The organism is Paenirhizobium cremeum (assembly GCF_047553425.1).
GTDB classification, from domain to species: domain Bacteria; phylum Pseudomonadota; class Alphaproteobacteria; order Rhizobiales; family Rhizobiaceae; genus Allorhizobium; species Allorhizobium cremeum.
Genome location: NZ_CP180217.1, coordinates 1,438,666 through 1,455,336 on the forward strand (window position 1 = coordinate 1,438,666; position 16,671 = coordinate 1,455,336).

At 59.0% G+C, this 16,671-nt stretch carries 22 protein-coding genes; 15 read left to right on the forward strand and 7 right to left on the reverse strand.

Going from position 1 to position 16,671, the window contains the following annotated elements:
• Position 1: 1 nt before the first annotated feature.
• The 3 genes from ACLBKR_RS07250 (at position 2) to ACLBKR_RS07260 (ending at position 2,579) form a co-directional block, all read left to right on the forward strand.
• Positions 2-559 (forward strand): hypothetical protein, encoded by a 558-nt coding sequence (locus ACLBKR_RS07250; protein WP_414901206.1) that lies wholly within the window; start codon positions 2-4, stop codon positions 557-559.
• 95 nt (positions 560-654) lie between these two features.
• On the forward strand, positions 655-1,707 hold the full coding sequence (locus ACLBKR_RS07255) for an acyltransferase family protein (RefSeq protein WP_414901208.1): 1,053 nt from the start codon (positions 655-657) through the stop codon (positions 1,705-1,707).
• 47 nt (positions 1,708-1,754) lie between these two features.
• Positions 1,755-2,579: an alpha/beta hydrolase family protein gene (locus ACLBKR_RS07260; protein WP_414901210.1), complete on the forward strand. Its 825-nt coding sequence runs from the start codon at positions 1,755-1,757 to the stop codon at positions 2,577-2,579.
• Here ACLBKR_RS07260 and ACLBKR_RS07265 read toward each other — a convergent pair.
• The gene (locus ACLBKR_RS07265) at positions 2,557-3,315 is read right to left on the reverse strand and encodes a class I SAM-dependent methyltransferase (protein WP_414901212.1); all 759 of its coding nucleotides are present in this window, start codon (positions 3,313-3,315) and stop codon (positions 2,557-2,559) included. The genes ACLBKR_RS07260 and ACLBKR_RS07265 overlap by 23 nt on opposite strands.
• Positions 3,316-3,449: 134 nt before the next feature.
• On the opposite strand from ACLBKR_RS07265, the gene ACLBKR_RS07270 reads away from it, so the two are divergent.
• Genes ACLBKR_RS07270 through ACLBKR_RS07285 form a run of 4 tightly spaced genes read left to right on the forward strand, consistent with a single transcriptional unit; the run spans position 3,450 to position 6,408 of the window.
• Positions 3,450-4,151 carry a peptidoglycan-binding protein gene (locus ACLBKR_RS07270; protein WP_414901214.1) on the forward strand — a complete coding sequence of 234 codons (702 nt, stop codon included), beginning with the start codon at positions 3,450-3,452 and terminating at the stop codon, positions 4,149-4,151.
• A 10-nt stretch (positions 4,152-4,161) separates the two neighbouring features.
• On the forward strand, positions 4,162-4,362 hold the full coding sequence (locus ACLBKR_RS07275) for a hypothetical protein (protein WP_113450950.1): 201 nt from the start codon (positions 4,162-4,164) through the stop codon (positions 4,360-4,362).
• 29 nt (positions 4,363-4,391) lie between these two features.
• Positions 4,392-4,685 (forward strand): hypothetical protein, encoded by a 294-nt coding sequence (locus tag ACLBKR_RS07280; protein ID WP_414901216.1) that lies wholly within the window; start codon positions 4,392-4,394, stop codon positions 4,683-4,685.
• A 4-nt stretch (positions 4,686-4,689) separates the two neighbouring features.
• Positions 4,690-6,408, forward strand: coding sequence for an SGNH/GDSL hydrolase family protein (locus ACLBKR_RS07285; protein WP_414901218.1), 1,719 nt, complete (start codon positions 4,690-4,692; stop codon positions 6,406-6,408).
• A 25-nt stretch (positions 6,409-6,433) separates the two neighbouring features.
• On the opposite strand, the gene ACLBKR_RS07290 is transcribed toward ACLBKR_RS07285, so the two are convergent.
• Complete coding sequence (locus tag ACLBKR_RS07290) at positions 6,434-6,955, reverse strand: hypothetical protein (RefSeq protein WP_414901220.1); 522 nt, start codon at positions 6,953-6,955, stop codon at positions 6,434-6,436.
• Positions 6,956-7,071: 116 nt separating this feature from the next.
• On the opposite strand from ACLBKR_RS07290, the gene ACLBKR_RS07295 reads away from it, so the two are divergent.
• The 3 genes from ACLBKR_RS07295 to ACLBKR_RS07305 are packed head-to-tail and all read left to right on the forward strand — an operon-like array spanning position 7,072 to position 8,028.
• On the forward strand, positions 7,072-7,476 hold the full coding sequence (locus ACLBKR_RS07295) for a secretion protein HylD (protein WP_414901222.1): 405 nt from the start codon (positions 7,072-7,074) through the stop codon (positions 7,474-7,476).
• A gap of 37 nt (positions 7,477-7,513) precedes the next feature.
• Positions 7,514-7,681: a hypothetical protein gene (locus ACLBKR_RS07300; protein ID WP_414901224.1), complete on the forward strand. Its 168-nt coding sequence runs from the start codon at positions 7,514-7,516 to the stop codon at positions 7,679-7,681.
• Positions 7,678-8,028, forward strand: coding sequence for a DUF1515 family protein (locus tag ACLBKR_RS07305; RefSeq protein WP_414901226.1), 351 nt, complete (start codon positions 7,678-7,680; stop codon positions 8,026-8,028). The genes ACLBKR_RS07300 and ACLBKR_RS07305 overlap by 4 nt, the downstream gene beginning before the upstream one ends.
• A 15-nt stretch (positions 8,029-8,043) precedes the next feature.
• Here the strand turns inward: ACLBKR_RS07305 and ACLBKR_RS07310 are convergent, their stop codons facing one another.
• The 5 genes from ACLBKR_RS07310 to ACLBKR_RS07330 form a co-directional block, all read right to left on the reverse strand.
• Positions 8,044-8,256, reverse strand: a complete 213-nt coding sequence (locus tag ACLBKR_RS07310; RefSeq protein ID WP_414901228.1) for a hypothetical protein — start codon at positions 8,254-8,256, stop codon at positions 8,044-8,046.
• A complete protein-coding gene (locus ACLBKR_RS07315) occupies positions 8,253-8,486 on the reverse strand; it encodes a hypothetical protein (RefSeq protein ID WP_414901230.1) in 234 nt (77 codons plus the stop codon). Before ACLBKR_RS07315 ends, ACLBKR_RS07310 begins: the two co-directional genes overlap by 4 nt.
• Positions 8,487-8,497: 11 nt before the next feature.
• Positions 8,498-8,728, reverse strand: coding sequence for a hypothetical protein (locus ACLBKR_RS07320; protein WP_414901232.1), 231 nt, complete (start codon positions 8,726-8,728; stop codon positions 8,498-8,500).
• A gap of 91 nt (positions 8,729-8,819) precedes the next feature.
• Positions 8,820-10,031, reverse strand: coding sequence for a recombinase family protein (locus tag ACLBKR_RS07325; RefSeq protein WP_414901234.1), 1,212 nt, complete (start codon positions 10,029-10,031; stop codon positions 8,820-8,822).
• Positions 10,032-10,538: 507 nt separating this feature from the next.
• A complete protein-coding gene (locus tag ACLBKR_RS07330; RefSeq protein WP_414901236.1) occupies positions 10,539-11,252 on the reverse strand; it encodes an SOS response-associated peptidase in 714 nt (237 codons plus the stop codon).
• A 208-nt stretch (positions 11,253-11,460) separates the two neighbouring features.
• Here ACLBKR_RS07330 and ACLBKR_RS07335 point away from each other — a divergent pair, with 208 nt between their 5' ends.
• The 5 genes from ACLBKR_RS07335 (at position 11,461) to ACLBKR_RS07355 (ending at position 16,622) form a co-directional block, all read left to right on the forward strand.
• Complete coding sequence (locus ACLBKR_RS07335) at positions 11,461-11,727, forward strand: hypothetical protein (protein WP_414901238.1); 267 nt, start codon at positions 11,461-11,463, stop codon at positions 11,725-11,727.
• Between the two features lie 148 nt (positions 11,728-11,875).
• On the forward strand, positions 11,876-13,501 hold the full coding sequence (locus ACLBKR_RS07340) for an AAA family ATPase (RefSeq protein ID WP_414901240.1): 1,626 nt from the start codon (positions 11,876-11,878) through the stop codon (positions 13,499-13,501).
• A 285-nt stretch (positions 13,502-13,786) separates the two neighbouring features.
• Positions 13,787-14,125 (forward strand): hypothetical protein, encoded by a 339-nt coding sequence (locus ACLBKR_RS07345; RefSeq protein ID WP_113487591.1) that lies wholly within the window; start codon positions 13,787-13,789, stop codon positions 14,123-14,125.
• A gap of 173 nt (positions 14,126-14,298) precedes the next feature.
• Positions 14,299-14,970, forward strand: coding sequence for a protein-L-isoaspartate O-methyltransferase family protein (locus tag ACLBKR_RS07350; protein WP_112830301.1), 672 nt, complete (start codon positions 14,299-14,301; stop codon positions 14,968-14,970).
• A gap of 257 nt (positions 14,971-15,227) precedes the next feature.
• Positions 15,228-16,622, forward strand: coding sequence for a TolC family outer membrane protein (locus ACLBKR_RS07355; protein WP_113487589.1), 1,395 nt, complete (start codon positions 15,228-15,230; stop codon positions 16,620-16,622).
• Positions 16,623-16,671 lie beyond the last annotated feature (49 nt).

Sequence of the window (16,671 nt, forward strand, 5' to 3'; positions counted from 1 at the left end):
TATGAGCACTTATTTTTTCTCCCCCTCAACTGGCGGATTTTACCATAGCGGTATCCACACCGAAATCCCAAAGGACCACATCGCGATCACGGAGGCCGAGCATGCGGCGCTACTCGCCGCACAGGCCGCTGGCGCAGAAATCACCGCTGGCGAAGGCGGTGCGCCGACAGCCCTTGCACCGCCGATCGATCTCGATGCGCTGAAGACGGCCCTCAGACGCGGGGTCGACGTCGCCGCCGAGAGAGAACGGATGCGCTACATCACCGGCGGTGCGGGACAGGCCATGACCTACCAACGCAAGGCTGACGAGGCGCGGGCGTGCCTTGCCGCGGCTGATCCGCAGCCAGCCGACTATCCTATGCTGTCCGCCGAGGTCGGCATCACGGCCGCGACACTCACCGGCGTCGCCGAGGTGGTCAGCGCCGCCTATGAGGCGTGGCTGTCCATCGGCGCACGGATCGAATCTACTCGCCTCGGGGCAAAGGCTGCGATCGATGCAGCAAAGACCCCCGAAGATGCCAGGACGGCTGCTGAGGTTATCTTTCGGGTCGAAAATTAAAGGAGGATCTGAACATCGCTCCATCAGGTGGGAGTGCATCTGGTCGCCTGATGCTGTAACTCCCACTCGAAGTGTTGAGCATGGGGGAATGTCTGGTGCAAGGTGAAATACGTTGGTTGCAGGCCCTGCGTGGCGTCGCGGTGTTGCTGGTTGTTTTGTTTCATGTCGCGTTGCAGGAGCGTGCCACGATTCCCTCGATGCAGTATTTGGAGTTCTTCATCTACTTCGGCTATGGCGGCGTAAACCTCTTCTTTGTAATTTCAGGCTTCATCATGGTTTACATCAGTTTGGGGCGCTGGGGTTACCGTGCCCAGTGGCGTGATTTCGTCCTTCGCAGAATGATTAGGATATACCCGACATATTGGGCGGTATTCCTGATCACGGTTGCCGTCTTTTCCGGTTATTATGGGAAGCAAAGCTGCTTGGGGGGGGATTGGGGCAAGACCATCGGCGCGATCACCCTCGCTCGTGATCCGCGTGACATGTGTTTCGTTCCGCAAGCATGGACCCTGCATTGGGAGCTTCTCTTTTATCTCACCTTCAGTGCAGTCTTCTTTGTCGGCCACAAATGGGCGATCCGTCTTGGCGTCATATGGGCGATAGCGTCCGCTGCTGTAATTGCGTTCGCTCGCGATGGAGTCTCTGAGGATATCTTCAATTATTGCATCTATAACCTCCACTTTCTTGCAGGTGCTGCTCTTTGTCTGTTCTACGCTAGGACTGACCTTAGGTATCCTGTGATCTGGGTTTCCGGTGGAGCCTTGCTTTTCGTGCTGGCAGGCATTCTCAATTCTCGTGGCATGATGGACACCGAGGATACGCTGCATCGGCTCGCTCAGTTTGTGCCGGCGTCACTCATGCTATTGCTCGGTGCTCTAGGTCTGGAGAAACGGGATATAGCTGTGCCAACGTGGCTATTGCTCATTGGAAACGCATCCTATTCCATATATCTGATACATCTCACGACGTTCTTGGCGTTCCGGCGCGCCACCGCTGGCATGGTTCACACCCCAGCAACCCATCTAATATGGGTTATCGGCCTGGTGGCCGTCGCGATCATTCCAGGGGTGCTGATCCATTACGCGTTCGAAAGACCGGCAATAAAACTGGGAAAGCGGGCTATACCGCGCTCGTCATTGGCGAACTAAGAAGGCTATCCGATGAAACGTGTCTCATTTTATGTTCGGCACTGATAGTGACGACGTTCGCGCTTGCTGCAGAGGGATCGCAGATGGACTTGATTTTAGCATCTATACAAAGGGCGAGCGACAACGCGGCGGCGGCGACCTATCCGTCCGATATGCTGTCATCCACGTGGCAGGTGGGTGACGCGGCTGGCGAGCCGTATCGGTGGATTACCACAGGGCCGGGAAAGCCCACCAAAATACTCCTTTATCTGCACTCATGGTCTGGTGATAAAGATCAAGCCGCACTGTTCCCAGACCTTCTGTCCATCCGAAATGCGGTCATCATCGCTCCGGATTTTGGTGGACCGAATAATACGCCCGGCGCGCTCGGTAGCCCGGACAGCACCGATCGCATAATGCGGGTCATCAGGGAGATCCGGTATAAGACCGGCTTGACGCGCGTCTATCTCATTGGCGCTTCCGGCGGCGGCATGGCTGCGCTTCTGCTGCTCGGGAGGTATCCAGATGTTGTTTACCGGGCATCGATTTGGGTTCCGATTTACGATCTGGCTGCGCTGTATGGCGAGACAAGTAACAATGATCTTAAGGCGGATATGGTGGCGGTTCTGGGGAGCGCGCCGACCGATCCGGATGACATGCGATATCTCGCGCGCTCGCCACGTTCGGCGCTTCCCGACTACAATGGCAGCGCGAGCAAGATCATCATCAACGTCGGTGCACTCGACACCGAAGTGCCGAAACATCACGGATACGATGCGCGGGCGGCCATGCTAGCCGCGTCGCCCGACGCTGATGTCGCTATCATCGAATGGCCAACGATGGGGCATGAATTCCGTGGCCTGGATGCACTCAAGCAGTTGATTCTTGAGTGATGGGCAGTTTTCGACGGTCGCCGTTCTTCACGAATATTACCTGACGGCCTTGCCACGGATACTCAAAATCCTGCGTCTCCCAAACGGTGAGGCCGACGCTCTCAATCCGTCCAATCACGTCGTTGAGTGTTTTCCACCAGATCGCCTCGTAGTCGCCAGGGCCGCGAACGGATGGATCGACGATCTCGGCGATGAAAATACCATCGTCTTTCAGGACGCGGATGACTTCGGAGACGATTTTTTCAAGGTCGAATGCGTGGTCGAGAGCGTTGGTGTAGACCATATCGACGGTCTTATCCGCATATTGCAGGTCATGGAAATCGCCGACGACGACATAACGATTGCCCTCACCGGGATTGAGATCGATTCCGATCGGGAAATATCCGAGCTTGATGAATGCGTCACACTCTGCGCCAGTGCGGGCGCCCAGGCACAATACATTGGAGCCACGGAATTTGACCCCGCCAATAACCTCGCGGAGGCGATCCTGGAGCGCTTGCGAGAAATCCAGATTGTATTTCGATAGGTCGAGTTTGGCGAGTTTCGATTTCTGATGCTCGGCGTAGGCTTCGTATGTTGGGTACGTGCGCTGCTGAAACGCTTCGGATTGTGACCATTCGAAGACTGGTTTCGGTGCCGGCGCCGGCACGCTGGGTGCTGGATTGGCAGCCTGGGCCGCAACGGCGATCTTTTCGGGTGAGGATTTCTTGCCCCAGATCAAGTCCTTGAGCCCCATTGGTATTACCTCCTGACATGCCGATCGATGTGAGTGTCTCTGCCCCGCTGTAAAACACAACTGCAGCTTTGATGCAAACGCCGTCCACGTGGGCTGGCGTCGATTGCAACAATAAACCCAAAGGAAAAGTCCCCATGAGAACGACACTGGATATCCAGCGGCGGCTGGCGGAACTCGGTTACGATCCGGGTCCGGCGGACGGCATTCGCGGGCGGCAGACCATTGCGGCCGTCAAGAGGTTTCAGGCAGCGAGCCATCTTGCCGTCGACGGGATCGCCGGGCCTGCGACGCTCAAGGCGATGTTCGGGGGCGCGACCGTTGCGCCGACCGAGAGCCCGGACGCCTGCCCCTGGCTGGATCAGGCGTGGCGCATGAAGGGGCTGCACGAGCGGCGCGACAATGCGGCGCTGCGCGAATTCCTGAAACGCGACGGCGGCACGGTCGGCGACCCGGCGAAGGTGCCGTGGTGCGGCGATTTCGTGCAGACCTGCATCGCGCTCACCCTGCCGGACGAGGTTTTGCCGAACAACCCTTATGCGGCGATCAACTGGATGACATTCGGGCGCGAATGCGCGCCGCAGCGCGGGGCCGTGCTGGTCTTCTGGCGCGGCTCTCCCGAGGGATGGCAGGGGCATATCGGCTATTACGTCGGTGAGGATGCCACGCATTACCACGTGCTCGGAGGCAACCAGAGCGACAGCATCACCGTCAGCCGGATCGCCAAGACGAGGCTCCGCAAGGGAGGCTGCCGCTGGCCGCTGACCGCGCTTGCCGTCAACGGCGGAACTGTGATCGCCGACGGTTCGGCGCTCACCGAGACGACGAACGAGGCTTGAGGAGGGCAACATGACCGTCTGGATTCGCATCGGCCTCTACATGGTTGCCGGCTGGCTTTACGGCTCCGGCTATATCGGCGAGGAGGTGAAAAGCCTCATCACCACGGACCCCGCCGTCGTCTCCTCCATCGAGGCCGGCATCTCGGCGCTGGTCGCATCCGTTCCCGTTGCCTGGTGGCAATGGGCGCGCAGGACCGGCAAGCCGACCTGATACCACCCTCCCGCTGAAGGAAACTCATCATGACCGCAACGACAGAGGCCGTGCTTTGCCCGGCAGGGCAATGGACCGCCGTTTCGACCGCCAAGGTGAAGGTCCTGCTTTCGCTGCGCAGTTCCGGCGCGATCTATCTCAAGACGGGCGCGGCGCTGCCGACCGTTGCGCCGACGACGGACGACAGCGGAAGCGCGGGTTTCGACTTCCTGACGGTCACGGCCGACCGGCCGGCGTCGTTCACGTTTTCGGACACGACGACCAATATCTACGCCTATCCCCGCGGCGACGGCGCCATGACCCTCGAGACCGTGACGGAGTAGCGCCATGCCGGTGATTACATTCGGCGGGCCGGGACCGGCGTTCGGGCTGGGCGGGATGGCGTTGGGGGTGGGGGCGACAATCGCCTTGTCCTCCAACGCGATCGACGAGGACGCCGCTCCCGGAACGGCGATCGGGGCGCTGTCCATCGCCGGCGGAGGCGCCGGTCCCTGGACCTACAGCCTCGCCGACGATGCCGGCGGGATGTTTGCGCTCTCCGGCGACGAGCTGGTCGCCGGACTGACGGCGCTCGACCACGACACCATGCCTGCACCCACAGTGGTGGTCAGCGCCACGGATGGCTCCACGTTCCTGTTCGGAGCGTTTTCTCTCGACGTCCGTCGCCCTCTCCCGGCGCTGCCGCTCGCGGCCGGCGCGAAGGTCGTCGGTCTCGGGCATTCCTTCATCCAGCGCGGCGGGTGGGGGATCACCGCCGGCGGCAAGCCGCGCGACCTTGCGACCAGCAATCTGCGGGCCGCACTGCCGTGGATCAGGCTGCGTGACAATCGTTTCAACCTCGACATGTGGCACGATACCACCCACGATCTCGGCGGGGGCGATAACTACGTCAACGGTGCGTTCCAGGGGGTGGGCGGCGACCACATTATCGCAGAGGGCAGCGCGCCGGGCGTGATCGAGCGCCTGCCCTACGTCGTTTCGCTCGGACCCGACATCGTCTATCTCGATATCGGCACGAACGACATTTCGTCCGCGCCCGGCGCGTCGGTCGCGCTGGTGACGGCACGCCTGGACCGGCTGCTGACCATGCTGCGCAGCGAGGGCATCTGGACCGTGATCCAGACCATCACGGATCGGGGATCGTGGGCCGAGGGCTCGGAAAAGGCGCTGATCGTGGCCGGCGTCAACGACTGGATCAAGGCGCAGGCGACGCGCGACGGCGTCAACGTCTGCGACCTGACGGCGGCCGGTTTCAACTATCCGACATTCGACACGACCCTGTTCGGCGGCGACGTGCTGCATCCGAACCCGATCGGCGGCGCGGCCATTGCCGAGGTGCTGCTGCCTGTGTTGCAGGACATGGTTTCCGCCGGCGATCACATGGACCTGTCGGCCGCAGCGACGCATCTTTCCGCCTCCAACCTGTGGACAGATTCCGTCTTTGCCGCATCGGCCACGTCGACGGGGACCGGAACGAGCGGCCAGCGCGTCAGCACCATGGGGCTGGCCCGCCAGACGGGCGACAGCACGGCCGTGCTCTCGATCGAGGCGGCGGCGGACCACAACAAGCAGGTGATAACGTTCACGCCCAGCGGCACACAGAGCGGCAACCGATACGAGGAGTGGCGCTACCGCAAGACCGGCTCGGCGCTCACGCTGACGGCTCTCGGTATCGTTCCGGGCACCGACTGGCTGGAGGCCGGCATTTATGTCGAGTTGTCTCCCTGGGTCGGATGGCTGTCCGTGAGCTGGCAATTCGAGTTCTATAACAGCTCCAATTCGCAGGCCTATATCGCTCGCGGCGGTCTCTCGAACCCTGACAGGTCGACCCAGGACCTGCCATTCGCTTCCGAGGGCTTTGCCGGCTGGCTCACTGTTCCGTCGTTTCTGATCCCCGGCGATGTCGACGCCCTTAACTGGCAGGTGCAGTCGCGTCCTGTCGTGATCGAGTTCAACCGGCGCGTGGCGGGGACGGGGACGATCAAACTGTCCCGGCCGTTCCTGCGCAAGCGGGGCGATCCAAGACCGACATGGAACCTCGGCTGACGGTCGGCGCCTCTGTGACCGCGCCTCACCGCGGCAGGAACCGGTACGCCAGAAAATTCCCCGTCGCGTTTCTGCATCGCCGACAGATCAGACGAGCGGCGAGGGCGGTTGTCGTCATGCCGGGATATTCCCGCGCCAGCTTTCGAACATCCAGCGTGTTGCGCCGACCGCAGGGGCAATAACCGAACACCTCGTAGTATTCCGGCACCTGCGACAGCGGCATGTCCTCGATACGGTGCACACCGACAGGCAGGCGGATTTCTGACGGCGATCTGGGTTTTGGAATGTCGCTGAATGGCTTGGAAGGCATCATCTCCAGACGGCATCGTGCCCACCCCTGCAGATCGATGCGCGGGCACCTGAGCAGGCGGGCAATGACGACGGGCAGGGAGCGAATGGAGACATCCCCCTCCTGCGCCAATGCCTCATCGACCCGGTAATGTTTCGTCATCCGGCATCGATAGCACACCAGGTGCATGATCCGGCCGCGCTGGGCCGACAGCCACAGTACTCCGTGATCCCAGCGGTGAGCGCTCGGTTCTTCCATGTTCCGTCCTCGTCTGGACGGCCGGCCGCCACGGCCAGGTTTATCCCCATCGCCACATGAGGATGGGCATAACTGCACCCGCCTCGATCCTCTGTCAATCGACCGGAGATTTCACCATGATTTTCCTCACCCGTTTCCGGGCGGCGCTGGCCGCCTGGGATGTCATCCTGCTCGCCATCGCGCTCACCGTCGCGGCCTACCACGTCTGGCCGGGATGGCTGAGGCAGGCGCGGGAGGCGGGCGTGCTTAGCGAACGTCTCGTCTGGCAGGAAAAACAGCGGCGCGCGGATCTCGACCGGGAGCGGGAGCGCGAGGCCGCGCAGGCCAAAATCGACACGGCCGAACGCAACCTGATCGATACGCAGGCGGCCGGCGCCATTCGCATCAACGAACTCGAAACAGCCATTGCCGAAAAAAGGAAACCTGCCGATGCGAATGCCGCTGCTGGTGTTGCTGATCGTTCTACCTGCGACCCTATCCCTGAGCGGGTGCGGAACGCGCTCAACAGCATCGGCCGTTGATGCGCGGCCGCGGCTGGCGCATGTGCCGGAGAGCGTGATGCGCGACTGCGATGCGGCGACCTATATCCCGGCCGGCGCGGATGAGGATATCCGATACCGGCTCTGGGGGCGGGACCGGCAGGCGCTGGCGGATTGCCGGGCGCTCAATGCGGCCAAGGGCGCGGCGATCCGTGCATATCAGGGACAGGGGAAAACGGCGGAATGAACATCGAGGCAATGCTGGCGGAAATGCGTGTCGAGCTGAAGTACATGCGGGAGGATCTCGCCGAAATGAAGGAGGAGCAGAATGCGCGGCAGGACAAGGCGGACGAGAGCCGCGCTCGGGTCCATCAGCGGCTCGATGTGATGACCGAGCGTGTCGGGGCGCTGGAAGGCAGCCACAAGTCCGTCACGGCGACGGTGACCGACATGAAGCAGGTAACGGACGAGGTCCGTCGCTGGAAGATCATGGGCATGACGTCGCTCTCCATCGCCGGCGTCGGTGCGGCTGCCATGGGTGTGACGTTTTCGGACGGCATCAAGTGGCTGCTCAAGTCGATACTGGGGCGATGATCCAGCATTGCCTTGTTAAAACTCTCCAAACGGTGGCAGACCTGCGATCAACGCAGAGATAGCCAGATCTGTTTGCCGTTGCCTTGTTCCTTCCCGCTCCATATTGTCGATAGATTGACGCGTCATGCCAAGGAGCTTCGCAAGCGCGGTTTTCCAGCCATGGCCAGATACGATGATGCCGCGCTGTTGTAACTCCAGCGCGGCAGACGAAAACTGTTCAGGGGTCATGCTGCGTAAACCTCTTTCGGGATGCCGTACATTTCGGCAGCAAGCCAACTATTGTGGAGATTTACCCTGTTTTCCTCGGTGGCGATATTTTTCACCACCGCCGGTGACGGATACCATGGGCGTTTTGCAACCCACCCGTTGTGAGTTGCGTCCATAATGTACCAAGCGCCATCATGCTTGATAAAACGGATGGTCGGGCTGTGGTAGTCGCAGTAGACTTCGATGCTCATTGCCTTGGTCCTTATTCCTCGAGAGCGCCCGACACGGTGTTGAGATAGGTGGCGATCTTTTCTGCCTGTTCTTCGGTCAGGCCATTGACAACTGCTGCGCCAGGATTGCGGCGATCCATAACGCCCCATGTTATTAGTTCGCGGCCATACTGATATTTCTCGGTCGGCTCTACAAACGTTGCATATGCAGGGCGGGAAGGCTGGCCGGAAATGAAGTCTGCGAAGATATCGTCATTGGTCATCGTCATCATCCTTAGCTTGGCTCTTGGCCGTTTCGATGTTTTTAATATGCCAAATTATTTTACGTTTGTAAAGCGATATAGACAAATTATTTTACGTTTTTCGCCGAATGACCGTCCGTCCTCCCGCGTAAGCATCGAACTTGAGCCCGGATTTGAGCGTGATCGTCATGCGGTCGCCATCGATCGCGATCCGATCCACCAAGCCCCGAACCATTGCCACGCAATCCTCATGAGACCTCGGTGACGACGGCGCGCCGCAGATCAGCCGATCCAGGGCGCTGATGACATCCGCCTCCAACTCCTCGGCTCGATAGCTCACTGTTGGCCAGATCGGCGGCGGAGACATCTTGCGGCGCCTGTAACGGCCATCCTGGTAGAGCCGGACCACCCGCCTCTCTCCGGAGCGGAGTGCGTAGTGCAGATAACGGTGCTCCATGGGGATATCATTGACGGTGACTAGGATACCTTTGAGCATAATATCCATGTGGGCGACGCGCCGACGTGGTGCTGCACGTCTGTTGGCGCTGGAGATTGCCTGCTGCACCCGCCGCCAAGCAGATTCGGTTATGATCGGCTCGTGTGTGGTAACGCCTTCCTGATTTTTCATCTCGCCGCGATACAGGCGACTTTGCAGCATTTTCTGGACCATAATGACGGTAAATTCGCCTCCGTGCCTCCCTCGATGACCGGCCTTGTTGAGTTCGGTGGCGAGTTTTGAATATGACAACAGGTTGGGATAGCGACGAAAAGCCTTGCGGATCACATTGGCCTCGGCTTCATCCGTCTCCAGCCTGAGATCTACGACACGATAACCGTACGGCCGGCGACCGTGTAACCACAGCCCGCGGGCCCTCGAGGCCGCGAATTTGTCTTTGAGCCTCTCACTCGTCAGCTCGCGCTCAAATTGGGCAAAGGACAGGAGTACATTGAGGGTAAGCCTGCCCATGCTGGTACCGGTGTCAAAGGCTTGCGTCACAGAAACAAACGTGACGCCGCGCTCATCAAGGTTGGCAACGAGATTTGTAAAATCCCGTAGCGATCGCGAAAGGCGATCAATTTTGTAAACGACGACGATGTCTATAAGTCCGCCCTTAACATCATCAAGCAATCGCTTGAGCGCCGGTCGGTTGAGATTCCCGCCGGAAAAGCCTCCGTCATCATAGATTGCGGGAAGTTCGAGCCATCCCGCACCGCCCTGGCTGGCTATGTAGGCGGAGCAGTATTGTCGCTGATTTTCGAGCGAATTGTATTGTTGGTCCAGTCCCTCAGTGCTGGATTTTCGGGTATAGATGGCGCAGCGCATAGATGACTCTGATCAAAAAACGACCGTTGCGCGGAAACCGCGCGGTTATCGTATCAATGTCGTTTTGATCCACGCCAGCGAGGGCGACAGTGTCACCATAGCAAACCACTGTCATTGTAACAATCGAGGGATTTCGATACGGCGACGGTTACCGACACGCAACAGGTCACGGACGAGGTCCGTCGCTGGAAGATCATGGGCATGACGTCGCTCTCCATCGCAGAGGCAGACGACGAGATCGGCCGAGAAGATGGGGCCGCCCCTATCTGATGACTTCAGCCACAGACAGCGCCAGCCCCGCCAAAGTGGCTACGGTCAGCAGGACCATGAGGCCTAGAGCCACCCACCTCATCTTCGGTGATGCGGGTAGTGCTCACCGCACCACCAGCGCGCCGCCTCGTTGGCGGATCGGGCGTAACCGAGCAATCCCCATTTTTTGGAGCCTGGATGCTCGCAATAGTGCTCTTGATGCACTGCGTCTGCATTCGATTTTTCGTCGCTCATCGGTCACCTCGGAAGGAGTATCAGCCGATCCTCTGGCAACGGCCGCTGCAACGTCTTGGCCGATTCCCACGGCTCTGTCAGCCACCGCTCGACCTCATCGGCCTCCGTTAGCAGGACCGGCATGGCCTTCTGGTGGATCGGCGCGACGATGTTATTCGGCTCGCAGGTGGGGAATGCGAAGAGGTCGGTGGTTATCAGCCCCTCCTTGACCTTGCGGACGCTTGTCCACTGCGGCACCCATATTCCGGCGAAAAACATCAACGGCTGCTCCAGGTTGCGGGCGAACCATGCGTTTGGTGTCCGACCACTCTCCGGTTTGTTGGCAGGGTCGGGTTCGGCAAATCGAGTGACCGGTACGACGCAGCGATGCTCGATGCCCAACCAGCGCGTCCAATGCCGGCTTTTCGTGTTGCGGACATTCGTCGTTCCGCCATCCGGCTCCATTTTCAGCAGCTCGTCGAAATCGACGTCCTTTCCCTTGGCGCGCAGCTTGTCGGCCCGTTTGGTTGCCGCCTCATAAAGCGCCTGCGATGACGACGGCAATCCCCATCTGACACGCGCAAGTTCCCGACCTGCCGGCGTGTTGCGCACGATCGGCGCCATTTGATCGGGATAGACGTCGAACGACGGTTCGAGATTGCCGACGTTTCCGACCAGCGCCCGCGTGATGGCGATGATTGCCTCCTGATTCGTCGTGACATTGTAGAGATTGCACATCGACGCCTCCTCAAGCGCCTTACTCTTATCAGTTCTGCCCGATTATTTCATCCGTTTGGTTTCGCCAAAATTACAGCGGTCTCAATGGGCCTGAACAACCAAATACAGGCTATTCGGATTTTCGTATGGGAGTTTATTTTATTGACCACCATTCAACATCGGCGAATTACGCCAGTAGAATAGAGCTATCAACATATCGGGGCTTACCATGACCAGATGGACAAAATCCAAAACCTTTGCGGAAGAGCTGACACGGCTGCTCTCCAGTGACAAGGCGAGTTTCGACGCTACGGTCGCCATTTTCCAGGAAGCTATTGATTATGGCCGCCGAACGGAACGCAAAGCCGCGCTGCGCAGATTGCAGAAGACCTATGATGCGGGCGGCTTCGAAGGCGGCTCCCTAACATCGTGGGGATCGTTGGAAGCCGCTATCCAAGCCGTCAAGGGCGAAATTGTTCATGGCTCCGAAGATTGAACATTCCCCATGAAAATCCGAATAGCCCAAATACATTGCCGCGTATCGCGTTTAAACTGTCGGTGAACTGGATTGATTTCGAAACATGCTTTGACAATGCTTCATGGCTAGGGCGAATCGCCAGTCGCCCCGCCAATTGACGTTCGCCATGAAAGGAATCGCCGTGGACTTTTCTGATTTAGTCACCGATGCTGCGTCTCCTGGCCCAATTTGCCTCATGGGCGTCAATGGATGTGGCAAAACGCGCCTACTAGAAAGATTGTACAACGCGCTCAAGCAGCAGGGCCGCCCGACGTACTTCATACGCGCAGCGAGGCAGGCCATGCTTCGCTTTCAATCGGATTCATCACCGCATGATGTGCCACTTGGGTCCCATGAACACGTTCTGGAACGAGTGGCAAAGTCTGCGACCTCTGATGATTATGGCATAGGCCAAATTGCGACGATCTCGCTCAAAGAGTTGTACAGAATAGATGAGCAAGACGAAGGGAACTATATAGTAAGCGTAGCGGAGTGGCTTCGACGTGGGAAATCTCCACCGGAGCCTGTCCCTCCGATCAAGCGATCAGATGCATTGTTGGATTTGTTGGGTGATATATTGGGATATAAATTATCTATCTACAGATATCCAAATTATGACGCAACCCATACAAGAGATATACGTGTTGAAGTTAATGGGATAAAGTTCACGTCATCTGAATTATCTGATGGCGAAAAACAGATATTTTCTGTCGCGATATTATTACTTCAGTCTGTTGGCAGTGAAATTACACTTTTCGTGGATGAACCAGAACTGCACCTCAATGAAGCTCGTGCTGTGTCTCTTTGGGAGGAAATTGAACGGCGCCTGCCAAACGTGAAGTTTGTCTACGCCACGCACAGTCTGACTTTTGCCACACGACCGGATGTCAAGCATCTTTACGTCATGGAAGCCGGCGAGGCACCTCGCAAAGTCGATACGATGCCGGAGATAGACGGCGAAATTATCAGAGACATGGTGGGTGCGCGCATTCAGCTGCGTCATAAAGACACGGTACCAATTTTCTGTGAGGATGAAGCTCATGCGAAGCTCTTGAATTCGCTGTTGGTGGATGAACGCTTCGAGCCTGTCGTACTTGGCAGCTGGGAAAAAGTGGTTGCCGCGATGAGGGCCGATGACGTTTTTCGGAAGATTGTGTCTGGATCTGGGGTGCGTTTGGCCGTCATCGACAGGGATCAGCGATCACAAAGCGAGATTGATGGTTTCAATCGTATTGGAGTGCATGTTCTTCCTTTCAACGAGGCTGAAAGCATTCTCTTGCATCCTGCGGTGGCGCTCCCCTATTTGCGGCAGTTGCCTGCTGCTATCGATGAGGACGGCTATATTAAAGCAATCGTCACGGGAGCGATGAAGGCGCTGGATGAAAGTCTTCAGAAGCTCAGGAGCGCTGTGGAGCAACAATTTCCTCCGAAAATCAGGTTTGAACGCGACGGTTCTCAATTAACCGTTGAACTTGCGAAGACGGAGGATGGTTGTTGCGACGAGTTTAAGAGCAGAGGCGACCAAATGATTGCCGCTGTATACGGCGGGGATTTGGACCTGATTTTGTCGTCGGTGAAGGGCAAGGCGCTTTACAGGCACGTTTGTCGTTACATACGCGAAACCTATGGTGTGCAATTGTCCCCACCTGGTCAGCAATTGTCACAATACCAGCTGCGACGGGAGTTCGCTGACGATCTCCGTCAAGTCCCAGGTCTCGCATCTCTGGCCGATGCCATCAAGGGGTTGGTCTAGCAACGCGGCCTTTCGCATCAGTGTCACTCGCCTCGTTAATGGATATCAGGTGTGGCAGGGTGTGGCAGTCAGCGTTGATTCTCAACGATAAATATCCGCGCCGAGTGTGTGGCATGTTTCCGGCAATCTATTGATATTGCTTTCTCTCGTTATTCCGGGCGAGGCCTCCAATTCCTTTTTTCCGGTTGCTGTTTCCAGATCCGCACAAAGTTGGTCGATCGCGCCTGATTGCGACTTTATCTCAATCGCTTAGAGCATAGGGCTCCATCAAGGAGGATCCTGCTCATGCGCCGTTCCGGTTTCATCGTCTCCATCATGACCGCCGTCACTCTTGTCGGCTTATCGCCCGCTGCCGCAGGCGATCTCGGCGTGACCCTGGAAAACGACACGGACGGCATGATCGTGAAATTCTTCGTCTCGCCGATAAACGGCAAGGGGCAGCGCCAGGAACTGTTGAACAGGCATGGCCTCGGCAAAGGCAAATCCCGCAAGCTTACGCTCGTCGGCGGCTCGGACGTCTGCGAGTATCGCGTGCGGGCGGTCTTCGAGGATAGCGCCGAATATCAGGATGTCTCCGACAGGATCGATTTTTGCGAAATCGATACCTATACGATCGAGGATTGAGGGGCCCGTCCTCATCGGTTCTTCGCGCGGGGGCCGTTTCCTGCCTTCTGACTGTCGCCCGGACGCTGCGCCCACCGAGAATTGCCCGTCGGCCCGCGCAATGGCTTGAAAGCCGAACCGGCTCCAATTAAGACACTCGGGACGAAACGCGGCCGGATATGGGGCGACAGGAAATGATGGACTTCGAAGCAGCACGCATCAAGATGGTGGACAACCAGATTCGCACGACCGACGTGACGTCGCATTCCGTGCTGACGGCATTCCTGACGGTGCCGCGCGAGGCTTTCGTTCCCGCTCATCTGAAGCTGCTTGCCTATATCGACGAGGATATGCAGATCGCGCCGGCGGCCAATGGCCTCCCGGGACGCTTCATCATGGAACCTTCGCCGCTCGCCAAGCTCTTGCAGCTCGGTGCGATCACGAAGGACGATATCGTGCTCGAGATCGGCTGCGGCACGGGTTATACCGCCGCTGTTCTTTCGATGCTCGCCGGGTCGGTGGTCGCTCTCGAAAGCGATGAAACGCTGGCGGCATCGGCCACGCAGAAGCTCTCCGAACTCGGTTACGACAATGTCGCCGTCGTCACCGGCCCGCTGGAAAAGGGTTATGCCGCCGAAGCCCCCTACGATGTGATCTTCGTCAACGGTGCCGTCGAGGAAGTGCCGGAAGGCCTGCTGGCCCAGCTTCGCGAGGGCGGTCGCCTGATCGCCGTCGTCGGATATGGCAATGCGGCCAGGGCGCGACTTTATGTCCGGACCGGAAATTCCTATTCCAGCAACGATTATTTCAACGCCGCCGTGAAGCCTCTGCCGGGCTTCCGCAAGGCCGAGGAATTCGTGTTCTGAAACCCACGCCCCCGATTTTTCGGGGGGTCTGCTCCCTTCGGGCGATTGATTTAATCGCAACTGGGTGAGAATGTTGCCGTTGGGCAACGATGCTGGTGTTTCTCCCTGGCGGGGGAGGGGGCCGTGTTGCAGTCGGGGCTGCGGCAGGTCATCTAATGAACGCAAGGCGTTGATGCGTCACGAGCGCGCTGTTGGCGTTATGTGCCGTGCGGAGCAGGGATAGCTGCGCAAAGCCGTTCTTAGGTGGGGAGTTGAATATGACGTTCATCCGGAAAACTGCGCTCGCTTCCGTTGTGCTGCCTGCATTGATGATCGCGGCTTTACCCGCGATAGCCTCCGCCGAAACCCTCTTCGGCGCCATGGCCAAGGCCTATCAGAACAATCCGGACCTGAACGCCGCCCGCGCTGCCCTGCGGGCGACCGATGAGAATGTCACCATCGCCAAGGCCGCCATGCGTCCGCAGGTTTCGGCCACAGCCACGGCAAGCGCCGTCAACGTCTCCAATCTCAGCGGCGGCATTGCCGACTATGGTTACAACAACCAGACGGTCGGCGTTTCCATCACCCAGCAGGTCTTCGACGGCTTCCAGACGCTGAACAATGTGCGGGCTGCCGAATCCGGCGTCTTTGCCAATCGCGAAAGTCTTCGCGCCAACGAGATTTCGATCCTGCTCGCGGCTGCCCAGGCCTATGCCGACGTCGCGCGGGACCAGCAGATCGTGGTCATTCGCAAGCAGAACCTCGCATTCCTGCAGGAACAGTTGAACGCCGCCAACGCCCGCCTGCAGGTTGGCGAAGGCACGCGCACGGACGTCAGCCAGGCGGAAGCCCAGCTTGCCGGTTCGCAGGCGCTCCTCTCGGCGGCCATCGCGCAGCTCAAGCAGAGCGAGGCGACCTATGTACAGATCGTCGGGGAAGCTCCAAAGGGCGTCAAGCAGCCTTCGCCTGCGGCCAAGGCGCTGCCGCCGAACCTCGACGCCGCCGTGCAGGCCGGCATCCGCGAGCATCCCTCCGTTCTGGCGGCGCTCCATGCCGTCAACGCCGCCGGCTATCAGGTGAAATCCGCTGAAGGCAGCCTCCTGCCCGGCGTGGTGATCCAGGGCAATGTCGGTCGCAACTGGACCAATGAGCCCTCGACCGGAGGCATCGACAGCCCGGACAATAGCGTGGCGAGCGTGACCGCGCAGCTGAAGATCCCGATTTATCAGGGCGGCGCCGAATACGGCCAGATCCGCAAGGCCAAGGAAACCCTGGGTGAGCAGAGGATACTGGTTGATTCCGCCCGGGCCGAGGTGATCCAGCAGATTACTTCCGCCTATGCGCAGATGGAGGCGGCGACCGCCGCAATTTCTGCGGCCCGCAAGCAGATCTCGGCCGCCAACCTCGCGCTGCAGGGCGTGATCGAAGAGCGCAACGTCGGTCAGAAGACGACGCTCGACGTCCTCAATGCCCAGCAGACGGTGCTCGAGGCGAAGGAAAGCATGGTCGGCTATCAGCGCAATGCCGTCGTTGCCAGCTATGCGGTCCTTGCCGCTTCGGGTCGTCTGACGGTTCAGAGCCAGGGTCTCCAGGTCGCCGAATACCGCGCCGAGGAGCATTACGAGGCCGTCAAGGACGCCTGGTTCGGCCTGCGCACGGTCGACGGTCGCTGAGCACCCACGGGAATTCGTCCGAAGAAAGCTGTGTATCAGTGTCAATTCG

Bases quoted from the DNA above. Each gene is read 5' to 3' on its own strand.
- ACLBKR_RS07250 (WP_414901206.1), top strand. From the start codon at position 2: ATGAGCACTTATTTTTTCTCCCCCTCAACTGGCGGATTTTACCATAGC.
- ACLBKR_RS07265 (WP_414901212.1), bottom strand. From the start codon at position 3,315: ATGGGGCTCAAGGACTTGATCTGGGGCAAGAAATCCTCACCCGAAAAG.
- ACLBKR_RS07270 (WP_414901214.1), top strand. From the start codon at position 3,450: ATGAGAACGACACTGGATATCCAGCGGCGGCTGGCGGAACTCGGTTAC.
- ACLBKR_RS07275 (WP_113450950.1), top strand. From the start codon at position 4,162: ATGACCGTCTGGATTCGCATCGGCCTCTACATGGTTGCCGGCTGGCTT.
- ACLBKR_RS07280 (WP_414901216.1), top strand. From the start codon at position 4,392: ATGACCGCAACGACAGAGGCCGTGCTTTGCCCGGCAGGGCAATGGACC.
- ACLBKR_RS07285 (WP_414901218.1), top strand. From the start codon at position 4,690: ATGCCGGTGATTACATTCGGCGGGCCGGGACCGGCGTTCGGGCTGGGC.
- ACLBKR_RS07290 (WP_414901220.1), bottom strand. From the start codon at position 6,955: ATGGAAGAACCGAGCGCTCACCGCTGGGATCACGGAGTACTGTGGCTG.
- ACLBKR_RS07295 (WP_414901222.1), top strand. From the start codon at position 7,072: ATGATTTTCCTCACCCGTTTCCGGGCGGCGCTGGCCGCCTGGGATGTC.
- ACLBKR_RS07300 (WP_414901224.1), top strand. From the start codon at position 7,514: ATGCGCGACTGCGATGCGGCGACCTATATCCCGGCCGGCGCGGATGAG.
- ACLBKR_RS07305 (WP_414901226.1), top strand. From the start codon at position 7,678: ATGAACATCGAGGCAATGCTGGCGGAAATGCGTGTCGAGCTGAAGTAC.
- ACLBKR_RS07310 (WP_414901228.1), bottom strand. From the start codon at position 8,256: ATGACCCCTGAACAGTTTTCGTCTGCCGCGCTGGAGTTACAACAGCGC.
- ACLBKR_RS07315 (WP_414901230.1), bottom strand. From the start codon at position 8,486: ATGAGCATCGAAGTCTACTGCGACTACCACAGCCCGACCATCCGTTTT.
- ACLBKR_RS07320 (WP_414901232.1), bottom strand. From the start codon at position 8,728: ATGACCAATGACGATATCTTCGCAGACTTCATTTCCGGCCAGCCTTCC.
- ACLBKR_RS07325 (WP_414901234.1), bottom strand. From the start codon at position 10,031: ATGCGCTGCGCCATCTATACCCGAAAATCCAGCACTGAGGGACTGGAC.
- ACLBKR_RS07330 (WP_414901236.1), bottom strand. From the start codon at position 11,252: ATGTGCAATCTCTACAATGTCACGACGAATCAGGAGGCAATCATCGCC.
- ACLBKR_RS07335 (WP_414901238.1), top strand. From the start codon at position 11,461: ATGACCAGATGGACAAAATCCAAAACCTTTGCGGAAGAGCTGACACGG.
- ACLBKR_RS07340 (WP_414901240.1), top strand. From the start codon at position 11,876: ATGAAAGGAATCGCCGTGGACTTTTCTGATTTAGTCACCGATGCTGCG.
- ACLBKR_RS07345 (WP_113487591.1), top strand. From the start codon at position 13,787: ATGCGCCGTTCCGGTTTCATCGTCTCCATCATGACCGCCGTCACTCTT.
- ACLBKR_RS07350 (WP_112830301.1), top strand. From the start codon at position 14,299: ATGATGGACTTCGAAGCAGCACGCATCAAGATGGTGGACAACCAGATT.
- ACLBKR_RS07355 (WP_113487589.1), top strand. From the start codon at position 15,228: ATGACGTTCATCCGGAAAACTGCGCTCGCTTCCGTTGTGCTGCCTGCA.